Genomic DNA, 19,747 nt, shown 5'->3' with positions numbered 1-19,747 from the left:
ATGTTATTTATATTTCTTTGCTGGCACACCCAAATAAATTCCGGGCTGATCTATAGTGTTTACAACACACGCACCGGCACCAACAGTAATCTCGTCGCGAACAGTAATATTGTTGATTATAGTCGCGCCAGCACCTATAAAACATAACGTCCCAATATTAACTGAACCTGCCACTGTACTGTTGACCGATACATGCGTAAATTCATCAACACAGACGTCATGTTCAATTATTGCACCTGAATTGATAATGCATCCCTCACCAATTTTAACTGAAGGACCAATGTGCCCATGATGACCGACGAATGTTCCTTTACCTATGATAGAGTTAATACCAATCGTGGCTGTGGCAGAAATCAAGGTGGCAACTTGCCACCCCATTTTCCCCAATATCTCTAACTGTAACTTTCTTTTATGATTATCACCTACTGCAGAAAAAAAAATCCACTCATCGGGAGAGATTACATCCCATGAAGGAAAAACTGGATAACCCAAAATACTCTCGCCAGGTTTTGCATTATCATCAATAAAGCATAACGTTGAAAATCCTAACGACAATGCTACATCAGCCACACTTCTTGCATGTCCACCACATCCTAAAATGGCCAACTTCTTTGAATCTACCACATTATTTCTCCAAGCAACTAATACGCTCAAGTATATCGATATGCTCATTTACAACATCAGACCATGTACGCATTGATAACTGATCGTATATCTGCAACTGTTTTCGTAGTAAGATGTCCTTATGGTGGAGTGCCCATTCTATTCTCTTAGCCATATCTCTCCAATCATATGGATCAAAAAATGTCATTTCCTGTAACTCAGGGTCAGTAAGAATTTCTTCAGTTACAGGAATACGAGCCATAACAACTGGTGTATTAACAGATAACGCCTCAGTAAATGTAAATGGACACCCACCTTCACTTAGACTTGGATTAACTGCCAAACTTGCCAATTTATAACAAGCTGCGAGCTCTTGCATTGTTAGTCCATGCAGAAATAAAATTTCGTGTTGCAGATTGTGACTAATAACAAATTCTTTTACTTCAGGCATAACACTAACACTGCCGGTAACGATCAGTTTGTGCTGAACGAATTTTTTTCGTAAAAGATACTCATACGCTTTGAATAAACTTATTATGTTTTTATTTGGCCTGATCTGGCTAGCATAAAAAACAAACTCTACATCTTTATTTTTAAATATTGAAACATAATTCTGCTCATTCGATTTGCGAATAGCGGACATGAGTAACGACTTGGCATAATGGGTAGTTGCCTCTTCATTATCTGGTAGACCAGTAATATTAATGAAGCTATCAACTTTATTAGCGGCGTGATGTACTACAGACACCTTTTCCATTGATACTTGATAGCCATCAATAAGTGTATTCCATTTTACCACTTCACTATAAGTTACAAAGTGATCCCCTGTTCTGATAGCCTCTTCTAACAATTTAAACGTCGATAGAGTTCTATCACCACCAATTTGAGAAAAGGCCACGGGAAACTCTCGTAAAACAACATCAGGTACACACATTAATCGAGGGGAATCGATCTTGTTAAACTCAGGCCAATAGGCTGTTGGACAATACCATGCAGATATATCATGCATACTATCGATTAATGCGCTTATACGCTTCCCTTCCACCAACTCCATGTTACGGTAGAGACGCAATACAAATCCATCATCTTTAGGCGAGTAAATCATTTTCATGAAACGGCCTATGTACTTGGAAAACCTGCCCAGCACAATTAGTTTCAATCTACGAATAAAAAAGAACGCCAATAAAAAAGGAAACGAAAAAATAAAAAATAATGGGGAAATGATTAAAGCCAGCAGAAATAACAAACTCCCTTCAATGCCTAAAAGGATCAGATCCAATTTTGTGTATGCATTTAACAAACGTTTTTCCACATAATGGAAAATATTTTCCTTCAAGCTAGCAACCAACTCCAGTAAAAACGATTTGAGTGTTTTTCTTTTTTGTCTTTTCGTTTTACGGTTAATGTACCAATGGTAAAGATCCAGTAAAAGTGGTCTTTTATCTGGCGAGCGAATCGAAAAACTGTCATGTGGTACATTCTCACTATCAAAAAGGTCATATAGATCTTTCGTAGACCAACTAGGACAAACCAAGGTAAACTTTACATCATCACGTGCTGCAGCACCTTTAAGAAAGGCAGCCAAGTAACGACCAAGTCCCTCCTTTCGTAAATCAACAGATGGGGCATAGCAAAGATAAATTCCAAATTTTCTCACAGACATTCGCGTATTACCCCCCAATAATGCTTAGCCAGATTTTTCGCTCGTTGTTCTTTCAGCATATCTTTACTAGGCAAATTTTTTCGAAGATGCAAAGCTTGCTCTTCTATATATTTTAGCTGCCAAGCCATTTGCTCCGGCGAGTTTGCATCAGACCATGTTAAATTAAGTGAAAACTGTCTATCTATTTCACGCATTGCCGGATAATCAGAGGAGAGTGCAGGTATATTCAGATAGGCAGCCTCAATAACCGAAAAAGTACCATTATCAATGCGCGCAGGATGCCATATAAATGCTGCTTTTTTTAGTGCTTTTTTATATTCTAAATCGGATAACTCACCACATAATTTTATCTTACGTTTCAATGACTCACTATTATCAACAGTTCTCACAAACTCGCTCAAATATGAAAGTTTACTTTCCATTATACTCTGAGTATTAACTCCAGTAATAAAGCATGTAAGAGAACCGGCTAGCTGATTATAATAAATTTCTAATGCTTTGACAGCATTGAGATGATTTTTATGTGGACTGAGATTAGTTGTCCAAATGAAATAATCGCCAACATCTTTTTGCTGCTCATCTGAAAACGAAAAGTCAGGTGCCAACATAGGTAACCTAGCAATTCTGTCAGACTCAATACCAGCATATTGTTGCGCATCTCGGCAAGTAAACTCAGTAGTAACCAAGACTCGCTCAGCTTGTGTTGCTGCTTTCAAGTAGGGATGATCAGCACCTCCTTGCAAAATTGAAACATATCGCTGCAAATAATCGTATACCATCAATACTATCGGTCTTACTGGAAGCAGCGTTTTGTCCAGCCTGTCGGAAACGAAAACCCAAATATCACAATCATAGAAATTACTGATGCTGTCATTGGGCACCATATATGATTCATCTACGGCACACCAGCCATCATGACCAGCATACTGCATAGCACGTGTAGCATCATCTTTAGAAAGATGTTGCCAATAGAAGCTTCTCCTTTGAATTTTTGGATTTAAATCCCGCAATTCATTAGCATGCTCTAATTCATCAATTGTTGGATGCGCAAAAACGACCTCACATTCTTCATTAGCCTGTTGACTACCAAGTAATATGGCATCAGCTAAAAGCTTAGCGCCTCGCAGACTCCCCCCTCGATACTCAATCGGAACAATTACAGCAATTCGCTTTTTTCTAGTGATATATGTAGGGCGAGCGTTCTGCTGGAGGCGATGCTCTTTTAATCCATCAACGACAAGGCTAAAGTTTCTTTTCCATATTGAAGCACAATACTCTGGCATCATTTGCTCAAGAAGCACATGCTGTGTTTTTCTAATATCATTGATTAACTGTTCATCGCCATTTAAAATTTTTCTAATCTTAGCCTTAGCCTCTGCAATTGTTTCACATCTGCCAGGTAAATCCCCGCCACCCATCAAATCCAGCATTCCCCCAGCCATATATATTAATGGCATACCAGCTTGTATAGCTTCAAAGGGATGATAATGTATATGATTTAGTTCAGTGGAATGATAAAACATAACGCTGCATTGTTGCATGTTATCAGAGTGCTCTTCTTTAGATACAAAGCCGAGTACTTTCTTATCATTAACAGCTATTGGCTGCGCACCACCAATGATATAATCAAACTCTTTAAAATCACGAACAAAGGATTCATAAATACTTTTAAAGTATGGAGATGTTCCTATTCTAGGACAGACAAATAGTATCGTCTTTCTTTTTCCAGTCCAATTATCAGGTTGATATTTACCTTTTAAACCAACAGGCAAATAGCATGAGCGCTTTGCTAAATATGGCATTTCTACATCGGAAATATGCTCATAGCCACAACCAAACCAGAATCTTTTCCCCATCGATTTAATCGTTGATACTACATTATCTCCACACTCACTTCTTAGTAAAGAAGAATAATTGTATCCCTTAGATAATCCAAATACACGAAGAATGACGGCACCATTAAAATTTTTAATGGTTGACTTAATTTGCTTTGGGAAGAAGCCAATTATCGCATAATCAAAATATTTATTGACAATATCCCAAGCGTTTTTACTGGGCGACTCATACCAATTTTGTTCATTTAAAATATCAAGTTCATGCCTAGGGATAGTCAATTTATCGTCAAAATCGAATGTAATACTTGCCGATAAATTTCCCTCATCATATGGAAACTTTTTTGGAAGATATATTTCTTCAATACCAAACTCTATTAGCTGAGGTATTTCAAAGTTTCTTAATGTTGAATGGTTAAGCAGCCACAACACTCGATTTTTCATGCTAAATCCAGATTATTGACTCGTTTATAGGCAATGATCGCATCATCAATGGGGCCATCAAAAATGTATTCACCATGATGAAATACAATCCCTCTTGAACAAATATTTTTCAATGCGCTGAAATCATGTGATGCTAAAACTAGTATTTCAGCATTCTCAATCAAACTCATTATTCTGCTTTTAGCCTTTGCCATAAACTGAGCATCACCAGCACCAATCACTTCATCTAGGAGCAAAATATCGCCACCAACTGCTGTGGATATAGCAAATGCTAGTCTTACCTGCATGCCTGCAGAGTAAGTTTTAATTGGATAATCAATAAACTCACCCAAACCAGCAAACTCAACGATCTCATTTTCTTTCTCTTTCATAAAAGTCGGAGAGAGGCCAAGCAGAAGACCACGATAGAGAATATTCTCTCGGCCTGTTGCATCAGGTTCAAAACCTAGACTCAAATCAAAAAGAGAACGAACTTGCCCTTCAACAATTAATTTACCACTAGATATAGGATAGAGACCTGCCACCGTTTTAAGAAATGTACTTTTTCCTGCACCATTATGCCCTAAGAGCCCGACCCTCTCTCCATTATTTATTTCTAGCGTAATATTTTTTAATGCATGAATATCAGAGACAGAACGCTCTGCTTTTCCTTTTTTAAAAGCAGCAGAGAAAAGAGACTTTAGTGACCGCTCTTTGTAAGCTACTGATGCATAATGAAGGTTAACATTCTCAAGTTTAATTTTATTCTTTTTCATAGGTAGAAGATCACTTTTTTCTCTGCATTTCGGCCAATCAGCCACGCAAGCAAAAATAGGAAAGCAGCAGTTATCAGACTAAATGTATAGTTCTCCAGACTCGGCCACTCACCTTTTAGTAGTGGTGCTCTTATAATTTGCAATACATGATACACAGGATTGTAATCGACTAACCAATCCAATCCGCCAGAACGGAACATACGTTCTTCGAAATATACCGGAGAGATAAACCATATCGCTTGCATGACTAATCCCATCGCATGTGGTACATCTCTAAATCTAACCCCGATATAGGCTAGCAATGTTGATAATGGCCATGCTATAAGTGCCAATATTGGGAAAACAGTTAAGGTGGCTAGCCAGGTTATATTTATATTTTGTGGCAATACAACTATTGACCAAGCAAATAGAGCCAAACTGGCAAGTGCAAGTACTATAATGCTGCTCAAGACAGTTCGTAATGTATATATTGCTAATGGATGCTTGCATTGTTTAATGTAGGCATCTGCTTGCACAAACGCAAGTGAACCACCAATGGTATTGGCTACTACAAAATCCCAGACTATAATTCCTGACAAAATATAGGGTGCATACGTCACTATGTCCGTATTAAACATTTTACTAAAAACTATAGATATTAATAATGTCATACCTAAAGGTTGAATAAATGACCATAATACACCGAAAAAAGACCGCCGCCAACGAGAGCGTAGATCCGATAAAGCGAGATGCTGCCAAAAATATCTAGCATCCCAAATACCCCTAACATAAGAAAGACTCATAAAACTCCCACCAACTTAAAATAACCCTTCACCAACGAAAGATGAAGGGTTATTTATTTAACATTACTTATTTAAATAAAAATCAGAAATTATGTTGCAGATATAATCAACATCTTTTTCCAATAATTCAGGGTAGCTTGGTAAATTCATTCCTCTTGAGCTGATATCTTCAGCAACAGGAAATTTATGTTCCGTAAATACATGTGGCATCGTATTAGCTAAAGGAAACAATGGCCTTGTCTCAACATCATGACTCTTTAGAACTGTTCTGAGCAAGTCTCTATCTTGTGCATTCTCGACTAGGATCGAGCACATCCAAAATGAATGCCTGGTATTCTCAATCTCTTTGTGGAATGTTATCGGCAAATGGTTTAATCGACGCTGATACCAACTGGCAATCTCTCTTTTTTTTGCAATTATCTCGTCTGCTTGCTCTAATTGTGCCAGGCCAATCGCAGCACATATATTTGTCATGCGATAATTAAATGCCAACGCATCATGCCAATACTCTTTAACCTTCGAAACACCTTGGCTCTTCAAGTGGCATGCCAAGTCATGGACATTTTTATCCTTTGAAACAACCATGCCACCTTCGCCGGTAGTTATTGTCTTATTTCCAAAGAAACTGAATGTTGCCACATCACCAAATGTACCAACATGCTTATTCTTATAAAGAGTACCGAACGCCTCCGCACAGTCTTCTATCAAAAACAAGTTATGTTTCTTACAAACATCGACTAACGCATCCATATCACATGGTAAACCATAAAGATGCACAGCCATGACAGCCTTGGTCTTTGTTGTGATTTTTGCTATTACATCATTGACATCGATGTTCCATGTATCTGGTAGCGAGTCAACATAGACTGCTTTTGCACCGGTCTGAATGATTGTATTCACTGAGGCAATATATGTGAATGAAGGAACAATAACCTCATCACCAGGACCAATACCTAAAGCAGCCAACGCCAAATGAAGTGCTACAGTACCATTACTCACTGTTGTACAATTTTCTGCACCAATATACTTTGAAAATGCAGATTCAAATCTGTTAATAAACTCACCTTTTGAAGAGATCCATGTTGAATCAAGGCATTCATTAACATATTTTTTTTCATTACCAGATAATCTTGGTTGATATACTGGAATCATAGTCACTCCACACTGACATTAACATCAAAGCCATGAGATTTCAGCAAGGCATGCTGGCGAGCTTGCTGCAAATCATATGCAACCATCTCACTTACCATTTCTGCGAGTGTCGTTTCCGGCTCCCAACCCAGCTTATTTTTTGCATTAGATGGGTCACCAAGAAGAGTCTCTACCTCGGCCGGTCTGAAATAACGTGGATCAACACATACGATAATATCACCGACCTTCAATGCCGGCGCCTTATCTCCATAAATCGCCGAAACGACAGCTTTTTCCTCGACGCCGCTTCCAACAAAGTTCAATTCAATACCTAACTCAGCAGCGGCCATTTTTATAAATTCACGGACACTATATTGCACTCCAGTTGCAATGACAAAGTCCTCTGGCTGCTCTTGTTGCAACATCATCCATTGCATCTTGACATAGTCTCTTGCATGTCCCCAATCACGCAATGAGTCCATGTTTCCCATATACAGGCACTTTTCGAGGCCTTGAGCAATATTTGACAAACCTCGAGTAATTTTTCTAGTGACAAATGTTTCTCCACGACGGGGTGACTCATGATTAAACAAAATACCATTACAAGCATACATACCATATGCCTCACGATAATTCACCGTAATCCAGTACGCATACATTTTTGCAACAGCATAAGGGCTGCGCGGATAAAAAGGTGTTGTCTCTCGCTGCGGAATTTCTTGCACGAGGCCGTATAGTTCGGATGTCGATGCCTGATAAAAACGAGTTTTTTTTGTCAGTCCCAAGAAACGAATAGCTTCCAATAAGCGTAAAGTACCTATCGCATCAACATCCGCAGTATATTCTGGGGAATCAAAACTAACAGCGACATGAGATTGAGCACCAAGATTATAAACTTCATCTGGTTGAACTTCGGCTATAATTCTCGTTAGATTTGATGAATCCGTTAAGTCACCATAATGTAGTTTAAAATCAACGTTCTCTTCATGAGGGTCTTTATAAATGTGGTCTACACGTTGTGTATTAAACTGAGATGCACGGCGCTTAATACCATGGACTTCATACCCCTTCTCTAATAGAAACTCAGCCAGATATGAACCATCCTGACCAGTCACCCCAGTAATTAACGCTACTTTCTTGGACATTTTCAGTACTCTCCTTATAAGTTGTTGATCATTTTATGTAATGAATTCAAACCAGACGTTAACTTGCTTATATCGTTTTTGCTTTCAACATTAAGCCTTAGTAATGGTTCTGTGTTTGAAATGCGAACATTAAATCGCCAATCATTCATTTCAATACTAAGACCATCTACATATTCTACCTTGACAGCAAGTGGCGCATAGACCTCTTCCAGCTTCTTTATTATCTCAAGAGCATTATCAACTCTATAATTTATCTCACCACTGCATGGATAGGCTTTAACACGTTCAGCAACTAAACTAGACAATGTGGATTTTTTTAGTGATAGCAAGTTAATTACTAGTAACCAAGGAATCATACCGCTATCACAGTAGCCAAAGTCACGGAAATAGTGATGGGCACTCATTTCACCACCATATATTGCATTCTCACTGCGCATCCGTTCTTTAATAAATGCGTGACCAGTTTTGCTTTGTACTGGTGTACCACCAGACTTTTCAACGATATCAATAGTATTCCATGTCAAGCGCGGATCATGAATGATTTTCTCATGAGGATTATCTACTAAAAATGCCTCTGCTAATAATCCAACAATATAGTATCCTTCGATGAAATCACCATTTTCATCAAACAGAAAGCAGCGATCAAAATCACCATCCCAAGCAATACCCATATCAGCATGATAGAACTTTACCGCTTCCGATGTAGCACTTCTATTTTCAGGAAGCAATGGGTTAGGAATACCATTGGGAAAGTTACCATCTTCCTCATGATGAATTTTTATAAACTCAACAGGAACATTGAGGGTATTGAAACGTCGCTCGATAACATCAAGCACATGCCCTGCCGCCCCGTTACCGGCATTCACAACTAGCTTGAGTGGACGTAATTGATGCGGCTTTATATACGTCAGCAAATGATCGACATAAGCATCTAGTATCGATTTTTTAATCAATGTTCCTTGCCGGGAGGATGCAATGAAGTCACCCTTTTCAGCCAATGCTCGAATATCATTCAAACCACTATCACCACTAATTGGACAAGCATCACGACCAACCAGTTTCATGCCATTGTAATCCATAGGATTATGACTGGCCGTCACTTCTATAGCACCATCAATGTCTAACGTAAATGCTGCAAAATAGGTTTCTTCAGTCCCCGTAGTCCCTAAGTCGATGACATCACAACCGGCATCAAGAATCCCTCTTGCAAGTGCTTGCTTTAGGCTTTCGCTCGTGAGCCTAACATCGCCTCCAACAGCAATTGTCGTTGCATTTAGATACTGTGCAGTTGCACGGCCAATACGGTATGCAATCTCAGTGTTCAGCTCATCACCCAGTTTGCCGCGAATATCGTAAGCTTTAAAACAGGTAAGATTCATGATGCCCCCTAAATTAAATTCCTTTTCAATAATCAATGATGTCATCTTCACCTAAATATTCACCCGTTTGCACCTCTAGCATAACTAAATCGATGAGACCTGGATTTTTTAATTGGTGACGATGCCCAGCAGGAATATATGTAGATTGGTTAGCAGTTAGCAAGGCAATTTGATCTTCATAGAAAACCTCTGCAACACCAGATAATACCACCCAGTGTTCATTTCTATGATGATGCATTTGCATCGTTAAGCTAGCCCCAGGTTTAACTTCAAGTCTTTTTATTTTAAAACGCTCTCCCACCTCAAGTAACGTATAACGTCCCCATGGACAATAGACTGTACGATGTATTTTATATGCATCATTATTTATCGTCTTAAGGTGATTATAAATTAATTTTACATCCTGACTACTTTCTTTGTGAGCGACCAATAGAGCATCAGCAGTATCAACAATTACTAGGTTTTCTACACCTACAGCACCAATAACCCGATCCTCGCTCGAAATATAACAATTTGAGGTAGCATGTAAAATTGCATGCCCCTGAACGGTGTTTCCATCGTCATCAGCTTGATGTAGTTCACTTATTGCAGCCCAAGACCCAATATCACTCCAGCCTATGTCACATGGAACTACTGAAACATTTCCTGATTTTTCCATCACGGCATAATCTATCGAGATGTCTGGAACATGGATAAATGTGTCAGGGTCCAGATCAATATGCTTGACCTTTTTACTTTGAACCGAATCGGACTTGTCAAGGCAAGCTTTTGTTGCTATCAATACTTCCGGACAATGCAAGTCCATCTCTGCAATCATTGTACTTGCTTTAAAGCAAAACATACCTGAATTCCAGAAGAAGCGACCGCTTTCAACGTACTCAATTGCCTTATCCAATGTTGGCTTTTCAACAAAGCGCAAAACCTCTGTACCAAGAGCTTCAATGTAACCATAACCTGTTTCAGGTATTGTGGGTTTAATACCAAATGTGACTAACCGTCCTGCTTTTGCTAATTCAATAGCGCAGGAAACAGCATCATCGAATGCAACTTGCTCTGTGATCAAGTGATCAGCAGCCAAGACCAACAAGACCGCATCATCGCCATATGTATCGCGAGCATAAATTGCTGCAGATGCTACTGCTGCTGCAGTGTTACGGCCATAAGGTTCAAGAATAAATGAAGTCTGAATTTCATTACTATTAACTTCTTTAAATGAATCTAGTGTTTTGAAATAAAGGTCTCGATTAGTAATAGTTAATACTTCACTGACATCTGATAATTTTGCTCCACGTAAAAATGCTTTTTGTAAAAAACTTTGATTATCCGATAGTTTAATGAATGGCTTGGGATGTTGTTCACGTGAAACAGGCCATAATCTTGAACCGCTTCCACCACACATAATAGCAGGAATTAAGACAGTCATAGATACACCATAATGTATTTAATGTGTTGATATGATTTTCAGAAATATTTAGCTGCCATAAATGGCTTTGCATTTTTATCTTTAAGAGATAATATAGGGAGCATATCACTCTCCCACTCTATTCCTAGTTGCTGGTCATTCCAACATATTGTATGTTCAAAATCAGGTCTATAATAATTGGTTGCTTTATATAAAACTTCTGCTGTTTCTGTTCTAGTTATAAAACCATGGGCGAACCCTTTCGGAATCCACAATTGCCGCTTATTCTCAGCTGATAGATGAACACCGACCCATTTTCCAAAGGTCGGCGAATTTTCACGAATATCCACTGCTACATCAAATACTTCTCCCACAACACATCGCACCAGCTTTCCCTGGGCGTGTGGTGATGATTGATAATGCAGTCCACGCAACACGTTTTTCGAGGATTTAGAATGATTATCTTGAACAAAAGTAACAGGGTATCCTACTGCTTCTTCGAACAGTTTATGGTTGAAACTCTCAAAGAAAAAGCCACGCTCATCACCAAATATTTTTGGCTCAAAAATAAGTACATCAGGTATCGTGGTCTCGATTACATTCATCTTCATATCCATATTTTATTTAGTTTATTTTGCAGGAACGGGTGCATACCCTTAACTCCAACTCATACTTTCGAAACCATCTTTAACAGGTATTGTCCATAAGCATTTTTCGCAAGTGGTGTCGCCAACGTTTTTACTTGCTCTGCATCAATGAATTTCTTGCGATAGGCGATCTCTTCAGGACAAGCGACTTTCAACCCCTGACGGGTCTCGATGGTCTGAATAAAGTTGCTCGCTTCAATCATGCTCTCGTGGGTACCGGTATCAAGCCAAGCATAACCACGGCCCATCATGGCCACCGACAGATTACCTTGTTCCAGGTAGATACGGTTTACATCGGTTATCTCCAGCTCGCCACGGGGCGACGGCGTCAGACTCTTGGCGATCTTGACCACGCTGTTGTCGTAGAAATAGAGGCCGGTTACCGCATAGTTGCTCTTGGGCTCCAGTGGCTTCTCCTCCAGAGAGATCGCGGTGCCCTCTTTATCAAATTCAACCACCCCATAACGCTCGGGATCATGCACATGGTAGGCAAAGACGGTAGCACCGCTCTCTTTGGCCACTGCCGCCTCCAACTGTTTCTGCAAGTCGTGGCCGTAGAAGATGTTGTCCCCCAACACCAGTGCACAGGGGTCTGAACCGATAAACTCTGCACCCAGAATAAAGGCTTGTGCCAACCCGTCCGGGCTTGGTTGAACCTTGTATTGCAAACTCAGGCCCCACTGACTGCCATCACCTAGCAATTGCTCAAAACGGGGGGTATCTTGCGGCGTGCTGATGATCAAAATATCGCGAATTCCCGCCAGCATCAGGGTGCTGAGAGGATAGTAGATCATCGGCTTGTCATAGATAGGCAACAGCTGCTTGCTCACTGCCATGGTTACCGGATAGAGACGGGTGCCTGAGCCGCCGGCCAGAATAATGCCTTTACGTTTGGTCATGATGCTTGTTTCTTATATAGAGGAAGCATGGCTTTAGGCCACCTTTCCGTTTTATCCCTGCCAGCCAGGGAGGCAGTCACTACATCCCTGGCCAGTAATTTACTTGCCAAGGATCTCGGTCAACATCCGCTCCACACCGACTGTCCACTCCGGCAGCACCAGATCGAAGGTGCGCTGGAATTTGCCGGTATCCATGCGGGAGTTATGGGGGCGTTTGGCCGGGGTAGGGAAGGCGCTGGTCGGCACCGCATTGAGTTGTGTCACCGCCAGTTCAACGCCAGCCTCTCTGGCTTTGGCAAACACCAGCTGGGCGTAGTCAAACCAGGTGGTGGTACCGGAGGCAATCAGATGGTACAGCCCGGCGACCTCGGGTTTGCGCTGCGCCACGCGGAGAGCATGGGCGGTGCAATCGGCCAGCAACTCGGCGCCGGTCGGAGCGCCAAACTGGTCATTGATCACTGACATCTCGCTACGCTCTTTGCCAAAGCGCAGCATGGTCTTGGCAAAATTGGCTCCGCGGGCGGCGTAAACCCAGCTGGTGCGGAAGATCAGGTGACGGGAACAAAGTGCGGCCCCTTGCTCACCCGCAAGCTTGGTTTCGCCATAGACGTTGAGCGGGGCGGTTGCATCGGTTTCCACCCAGGGGCGCTCACCGCTGCCATCAAATACATAGTCGGTGGAGTAATGCACCAACCAGGCACCCAATGCTTCCGCTTCTTTGGCTATCGCTGCCACGCTGGTCGCGTTGAGCAGCTCGGCAAATTCACGCTCGCTCTCCGCCTTGTCGACTGCGGTGTGGGCCGCAGCGTTGACAATCACATCCGGCTTGACCAGACGTACAGTGTCGGCCACCCCTGCCGGGTTTCTGAAATCGCCGCAATAATCGGTGGAGTCAAAATCAACGGCAGTGATGCGCCCCAGCGGCGCCAGTGCGCGTTGCAGCTCCCAGCCTACCTGGCCGTTTTTGCCAAACAGCAGAATATGCATCAGGCACGCTCCCCATCATTCTGTTCAATCGAGGAATAGTGTTGCTCAATCCAGGACTGGTAGGCACCGCTCTTGACGTTGCTGACCCACTGCTGGTTATCCAGATACCACTGTACAGTTTTGCGAATACCGGATTCAAAGGTCTCTTGCGGGTGCCAATCCAGCTCGGCGCTCATCTTGGTCGCATCGATGGCATAACGGCGATCGTGGCCGGGGCGATCCGCCACATAGGTGATTTGCTCACGATAAGAGCCCGATTTTGGCACCATCTCGTCCAGCAGATCGCAGATGGTGTGGACCACCTCCAGATTCTGCTTCTCGTTATGACCGCCGATGTTGTAGGTCTCACCGACCACGCCTGTGGTCGCTACCTTGTAGAGCGCACGCGCGTGATCTTCCACGTAGAGCCAGTCACGGACCTGGTCGCCCTTGCCATAGACAGGTAACGGCTTGCCATCCAGCGCGTTAAGAATGACCAGCGGGATCAGCTTCTCGGGGAAGTGGTACGGGCCGTAGTTGTTGGAGCAGTTGGTGACCATGGTCGGCAGGCCGTAAGTACGGCGCCAAGCGCGCACCAGATGGTCGCTGGAAGCCTTGGAGGCAGAATAGGGGCTGCTGGGGGCGTAGGGGGTGGTCTCGGTAAAGAGCGGCAATGGTTCACCGGCAGCCACTTCATCCGGATGAGGCAGATCACCATACACCTCGTCGGTGGAGATATGGTGGAAGCGGAAGACCGCCTTGCGTACCTCGTCCAGACCGTTCCAGTAAGCGCGAGCCGCTTCCAGCAACATATAGGTGCCGACGATATTGGTCTCGATAAAGTCAGCCGGCCCTGTAATGGAGCGGTCAACATGGCTCTCGGCGGCCAGATGCATCACGGCATCCGGCTGGTGCAAGGCAAACACCCGATCCAGCTCGGCGCGATTGCAAATATCCACCTGCTCAAACACATAACGCTCGCTTGACGATACATCGGCCAAGGATTCCAGATTGCCGGCATAGGTGAGTTTATCGAGATTGATAACTGAATCTTGGGTATCACGGATAATATGGCGCACCACGGCAGAGCCGATAAAGCCGGCACCACCGGTCACGAGGATTTTCATAAATATGTATCTCTTGCGAGGCGTTGATATGACATCAGAGAGAGGCTGGCTATCCACTGATGCGTTATTGAAACACCCAATAGACTGCAATTTAACCAGCGCCAACAGCAGCAAAACAATAAATGAACATTATTTGTGCAAATCGCTGAATAATCTCAAGGCTACCGCCCTTGGGTTACAGCCCCCAGTTTGCTGCTTTTAACCAAATTAGGTCTGCTGTTGGTCATCATGTCCTCCAGCATTTTGCTGTCTTGATGGTGTGTAGCACAGCTTTATGGCCCAAGACCAAGAAAGAGCGGACACTACCTATCCAACCCCATAAGACGCAGATTCTATCTTGTTTCCAGCCGAGCTGCACAGCAGAAACTGACTTGCCCCTCACCTCTGAAAAGGAGTCGATAGAAAACCACCTCACGGCGACATAATTTCTCGAAAAGAAGCAGTATTAACTTAATAATTACGCTTAAGTTACCGTTTTTACGGAAAAAAAATAGAGCGACTTTCCAAGTCGCTCTATTTATTACTCAGTCATACCTGATGTATTTGTCTTATTGTGATCTGCCACCCAGAACTTCAGGGGTTACTTTGCTCAGTCACCTTTTGACTCAACTGCTGCAACCATGCGCGCCTCTTTACTCTTGTGGCTAGTGAAGTAACGCATCACCAGCACGAAGAAGAGCGGGACGAAGAAGATGGCCAGCACGGTGGCGCTGATCATCCCCCCCATTACGCCGGTACCGATTGCATTACGGCTGCTGGCACCGGCGCCGGAGCTGATCACCAGCGGCAGCACCCCGAGGATAAAGGCGAGCGAGGTCATCAGGATCGGACGCAGACGCAGGCGCGCCGCCTCCACCACGGCTTCACCCAAGCCCATCCCTTTGTCGTAGAGCTCTTTGGCAAATTCCACGATCAAGATCGCGTTCTTAGCCGACAGGCCTATGGTGGTGAGCAGGCCGACCTGGAAGTAGACGTCGTTCTCCAGCCCGCGCAGGGTAGCAGCCACAATGGCCCCCAGTACCCCGAGCGGCACCACCAGCATCACCGAGAACGGAATGCTCCAGCTCTCGTAGAGGGCCGCCAGACAGAGGAACACCACCAGCAAGGAGATGGCGTAGAGCGCGGGCGCCTGTGAACCGGCCTGGCGCTCCTGGAAGGAGAGCCCGGTCCACTCGATGCCCACCCCTTCCGGCAACTGTTTCACCATCTGCTCGATGGCGGCCATAGCATCACCGGTACTCTTGCCGGGCGCCGCCTCACCGACGATCTCCATCGCCGGCACGCCGTTGTAACGCTCCAGACGCGGCGAGCCGAAGCTCCACTCGGTACTGGCAAAGGCGGAGAAGGGCACCATCTGACCGGCACTGTTGCGCACATACCAGAGTTTCAGATCTTCCGGGTTCATCCGGAAGGGGGCATCTGCCTGCATGTAGACCTTCTTGATCCGGCCACGATCGACGAAGTCATTGACGTAGGAAGAACCCCAAGCGGTAGCCAGGGTGTTGTTGATATCCGCGATGGATAGCCCCTGCGCCAGCGCCTTCTCGTAGTCGATCTTGATATCGAGCTGGGGGGTGTCTTCCATCCCGTTCGGGCGTACCCGCACCAAAGTGGGATCCTGCGCCGCCATACCGAGCAGCTGGTTACGCGCCGCCATCAGCTTGTCGTGACCGATACCGCCGCGATCCTGCAGGAAGAAGTCAAAACCGGTCGCCGTACCCAACTCCGGGATCGGAGGCAGGTTAAAGGCGAACACTTGCGCCTCCTTGATGCTGAACAGATAGCCCATGGCGCGGCCGATGATGGCATTGGCGCTGCGATCCGGGCTCTTGCGCTCGCTCCAGTCCTTGAGCTTGATAAAGGCCATACCCGCGTTCTGGCCACTACCGGCGAAGCTGAAGCCGGATACGGTCAATACGGAGTCAACGTTATCCTTCTCGTTTTTCAGGAAGTAATCGCGCATGTCCGCCAGCACCACCTCGGTGCGCTGCTTGGTCGCCCCCACCGGCAGTTGAACCATGGACATGATGACCCCCTGATCCTCTTCCGGCAGAAAAGAGGTGGGCATCCGCATAAAGAGCACTGCCAGTACCGCCAGCATGGCGCCGTAGATCAGGCTGTAGCGCACACCCTGCTTGATCACCTTGCGCACACCGCTCTGATAGCGATTGGTACCGGCATCAAAGGCGCGGTTGAACCAGCCAAAGAAGCCGCGCTTGGCCCCAAACTCGCCATGTTTCATCGGCTTGAGCAGGGTGGCACAGAGCGCCGGTGTCAGGATCAACGCCACCAGCACCGACAGCACCATGGCCGAGACGATGGTCAGCGAGAACTGGCGATAGATGGCGCCAGTCGAGCCGCCGAAAAAGGCCATCGGCACGAACACGGCGGAGAGCACCAACGCGATCCCCACCAGCGCGCCGGTGATCTGGGTCATCGACTTGCGGGTCGCTTCCAGCGGGGAGAGATCCTCCTCGCTCATCAGCCGCTCCACGTTCTCCACCACCACGATGGCGTCATCCACCAGCAGGCCGATGGCCAGCACCATACCGAACATGGTGAGGGTGTTGATGGAGAAACCGAACGCCGCCATCACCCCGAAGGTACCGAGCAGCACCACAGGCACCGCAATGGTCGGGATCAGGGTGGCGCGGAAGTTCTGCAGGAACAGATACATGACGCAGAACACCAGGAAGATCGCCTCGATCAGGGTCTGCACCACCTCCTCGATGGAGATCTTCACAAACGGCGTGGTGTCGTAGGGGTAGACGATCTCCATGTTGGCCGGGAAGTAATCCGACAGCTCATTGAGCTTGGCACGCACCTTCTCGGCTGTATCCAGCGCGTTGGCGCCGGTAGCCAGCTTGATGGCGACCGCGGCGGTAGACTGGCCGTTGTAGAGCGCATCGGCGTCATAGCTTTCACCCGCCAGCTCGACCCGGGCCACATCTTTCAGCCGTACCTTGGAGCCATCCTGATTCACCCGCAGCAGGATATCGTTGAACTGCTCCACGGTAGAGAGACGGGTCTGCCCCATGATGGTGGCGGTGAACTGCTGATCTTCCACCGATGGTGTGCCACCCAGCTTGCCAAACGCGACCTGGGCGTTCTGCGCCTTGATGGCCGCCTGTACATCCCCCGGGGTCATCTGCACCCGGTTGAGCTTGTTGGGATCCAGCCAGACCCGCATGGAGTACTGGCTGCCGAACAAGGTGATATCCCCAACCCCGTCCAGACGACTCAGAGGCTCCTTGATATTGGAGACCACATAGTCCGCCAGATCGTCGTTGTTCATCGAGCCATCGCTGGAGATGAAGGCCGCGACCATCAGGAAGCTGCTGGAGGTCTTCTGTACCCGGATCCCCTGCTGCTGAACCTCTTGCGGCAGCAGCGACATCGCCTGCTGCAGCTTGTTCTGCACCTGCACCTGGGCAATATCGGGATCGGTCCCCGGCTGGAAGGTGAGGGTCACCGACACCCGCCCCGCGGAGTCAGACTGGGAGGACATGTAGAGCAGGTGATCCAGCCCGGTCATGTTCTGTTCGATGATCTGGGTCACCGAGTCTTCCACCGTTTTGGCGGATGCGCCCGGATAGCTGGCGGAAATACCGACAGCGGGCGGCGCAATGCTCGGATACTGGGCGACCGGCAATTTGATGATGGCCAGGCTGCCCGCCAGCATGATCACCAGCGCGATCACCCAGGCAAAAATGGGTCTGTCTATAAAAAATCGAGCCATGAAGCGACTACTCCATCCTACTTGTTGGCCGGGGTGTTGGGCGCAGCTTGAGCAGACGGAGCATCAGCACCCTGCTCGGCGGGATTGACCACGGCGCCCGGTCGTACTTTCTGCAAGCCAGCCACGATCACACGCTCGCCGGAGGTGAGCCCTGACTCCACCACCCAGTTGCTGCCGACGACCCGGCTCAGCTGCACGTTGCGCAGCTCCACCTTGTTGTCAGCGGTTACCATCATCACGGTGGCGCCGCCGTTGGGGGTGCGAGTCACGGCAGTTTGCGGCACCAGCAGCCCTTGCGCCCGCTCACCCTCTTGCAGGGTGGCGCGCATAAACATGCCGGGCAGTAGCAGTTGGTGAGGGTTGGGCACAATCACCCGCAGGGTCACCATGCCGGAGGTCTCATCCACGGTCACATCGGAGAACTGCAGCGAGCCCTCTTCGCCATAGGTACTGCCATCTTCCAGCTGGAAGGTCACCTTGGCTCCCTTCTGCTCGTCCTGGGTCAGCTTACCCTCGGCGACCAGTCGCTTGAGGCGCAGCAGATCGGCAGTGGACTGACGCACATCCACATACATGGGATCGAGCTGCTGAATGGCGGTCAGGCTGTCAGCCTGCTGGGCGGTCACCAGCGCCCCCTCGGTCACCGCGGATTTACCGATGCGGCCACTGATGGGGGCAGTGATGCGGGTGTAACCGAGATTGATCTCGGCAGTGCGCAGGGCCGCCTTGCTCGCCATGATCTCCGCTTTGGCCTGCTTCCAGCTGGCATCGGCGTCGTCATAGTCCTGACGGCTGATGGATTTGACTTTGAGCAGCTCCTGATAGCGCTGCGCCTTGAGGCGGGCACTCTGCTCGTTAGCCTCGGCCTTGGCCAGATTGGCCTTGGCGCTGGCAACCGCCGCCTGATAGACAGCCGGGTCGATCTGATAGAGCAGATCGCCCGCCTTCACATCGCTTCCCTCGGTAAAGAGGCGCTTGAGGATGATGCCGCTCACCTGCGGACGCACTTCAGCCACCCGCAACGGGGCGCTGCGGCCAGTCAACTCGGTGGTCAACATCAGCGGACCGCTCTGCAGGGTCACCACGTTGACCGCCGCGGGGGGCATGCCGCCCTGTCCCTGGGGTGCGCCCCCCTTGTCACCACAACCTGCCAGCAAGCCTGTAGCCAAGAAGGCAAGACCAACAGAACGAGCAAGAATATGTTTATGCATGAAACACCTGAGCCTTTGCCAG

The 19,747-nt window shown here is 46.5% G+C and carries 15 protein-coding genes; all 15 read right to left on the bottom strand.

Annotated elements, in window-relative coordinates; translation table 11 throughout:
* Window positions 1-3: 3 nt before the first annotated feature.
* A complete protein-coding gene (locus G5380_RS05005; protein WP_421208011.1) occupies window positions 4-654 on the bottom strand; it encodes an acetyltransferase in 651 nt (216 codons plus the stop codon).
* A complete protein-coding gene (locus tag G5380_RS05000) occupies window positions 626-2,266 on the bottom strand; it encodes a glycosyltransferase (RefSeq protein WP_421352451.1) in 1,641 nt (546 codons plus the stop codon). Before G5380_RS05000 ends, G5380_RS05005 begins: the two co-directional genes overlap by 29 nt.
* On the bottom strand, window positions 2,257-4,542 hold the full coding sequence (locus G5380_RS04995; RefSeq protein ID WP_421352450.1) for a glycosyltransferase: 2,286 nt from the start codon (window positions 4,540-4,542) through the stop codon (window positions 2,257-2,259). The genes G5380_RS05000 and G5380_RS04995 overlap by 10 nt, the downstream gene beginning before the upstream one ends.
* The gene (locus G5380_RS04990) at window positions 4,539-5,297 is read right to left on the bottom strand and encodes an ABC transporter ATP-binding protein (RefSeq protein WP_108539993.1); all 759 of its coding nucleotides are present in this window, start codon (window positions 5,295-5,297) and stop codon (window positions 4,539-4,541) included. Before G5380_RS04990 ends, G5380_RS04995 begins: the two co-directional genes overlap by 4 nt.
* Entirely contained in the window at window positions 5,294-6,079 is a 786-nt protein-coding gene (locus G5380_RS04985) for an ABC transporter permease (RefSeq protein ID WP_213386863.1), read from the bottom strand. Before G5380_RS04985 ends, G5380_RS04990 begins: the two co-directional genes overlap by 4 nt.
* A gap of 63 nt (window positions 6,080-6,142) precedes the next feature.
* The gene (locus tag G5380_RS04980; protein WP_421352449.1) at window positions 6,143-7,231 is read right to left on the bottom strand and encodes a DegT/DnrJ/EryC1/StrS family aminotransferase; all 1,089 of its coding nucleotides are present in this window, start codon (window positions 7,229-7,231) and stop codon (window positions 6,143-6,145) included.
* Between the two features lie 2 nt (window positions 7,232-7,233).
* On the bottom strand, window positions 7,234-8,355 hold the full coding sequence (gene gmd, locus G5380_RS04975) for a GDP-mannose 4,6-dehydratase (protein ID WP_108540000.1): 1,122 nt from the start codon (window positions 8,353-8,355) through the stop codon (window positions 7,234-7,236).
* 14 nt (window positions 8,356-8,369) lie between these two features.
* On the bottom strand, window positions 8,370-9,779 hold the full coding sequence (locus tag G5380_RS04970) for a phosphomannomutase CpsG (RefSeq protein ID WP_302055988.1): 1,410 nt from the start codon (window positions 9,777-9,779) through the stop codon (window positions 8,370-8,372).
* Window positions 9,760-11,157, bottom strand: coding sequence for a mannose-1-phosphate guanylyltransferase/mannose-6-phosphate isomerase (locus tag G5380_RS04965; RefSeq protein WP_108540002.1), 1,398 nt, complete (start codon window positions 11,155-11,157; stop codon window positions 9,760-9,762). Before G5380_RS04965 ends, G5380_RS04970 begins: the two co-directional genes overlap by 20 nt.
* 38 nt (window positions 11,158-11,195) lie before the next feature.
* Window positions 11,196-11,741 (bottom strand): dTDP-4-dehydrorhamnose 3,5-epimerase, encoded by a 546-nt coding sequence (gene rfbC / locus G5380_RS04960; RefSeq protein ID WP_421208007.1) that lies wholly within the window; start codon window positions 11,739-11,741, stop codon window positions 11,196-11,198.
* 62 nt (window positions 11,742-11,803) lie between these two features.
* Window positions 11,804-12,682, bottom strand: coding sequence for a glucose-1-phosphate thymidylyltransferase RfbA (gene rfbA, locus G5380_RS04955; RefSeq protein ID WP_216954298.1), 879 nt, complete (start codon window positions 12,680-12,682; stop codon window positions 11,804-11,806).
* A 99-nt stretch (window positions 12,683-12,781) separates the two neighbouring features.
* The gene (rfbD, locus tag G5380_RS04950) at window positions 12,782-13,669 is read right to left on the bottom strand and encodes a dTDP-4-dehydrorhamnose reductase (RefSeq protein ID WP_421208006.1); all 888 of its coding nucleotides are present in this window, start codon (window positions 13,667-13,669) and stop codon (window positions 12,782-12,784) included.
* The gene (gene rfbB, locus G5380_RS04945; protein ID WP_421208005.1) at window positions 13,669-14,775 is read right to left on the bottom strand and encodes a dTDP-glucose 4,6-dehydratase; all 1,107 of its coding nucleotides are present in this window, start codon (window positions 14,773-14,775) and stop codon (window positions 13,669-13,671) included. Before rfbB ends, rfbD begins: the two co-directional genes overlap by 1 nt.
* Window positions 14,776-15,364: 589 nt before the next feature.
* Window positions 15,365-18,514, bottom strand: a complete 3,150-nt coding sequence (locus G5380_RS04940; protein WP_181222115.1) for an efflux RND transporter permease subunit — start codon at window positions 18,512-18,514, stop codon at window positions 15,365-15,367.
* A 17-nt stretch (window positions 18,515-18,531) separates the two neighbouring features.
* On the bottom strand, window positions 18,532-19,725 hold the full coding sequence (locus G5380_RS04935) for an efflux RND transporter periplasmic adaptor subunit (RefSeq protein ID WP_421352448.1): 1,194 nt from the start codon (window positions 19,723-19,725) through the stop codon (window positions 18,532-18,534).
* Window positions 19,726-19,747 lie beyond the last annotated feature (22 nt).

It is taken from the genome of Aeromonas sp. 604443, assembly GCF_049170315.1.
Lineage (GTDB): Bacteria > Pseudomonadota > Gammaproteobacteria > Enterobacterales > Aeromonadaceae > Aeromonas > Aeromonas veronii_A.
The sequence above is the reverse complement of the archived record's forward strand: the minus strand, read 5'-3'. Positions and strand labels throughout refer to the sequence as shown.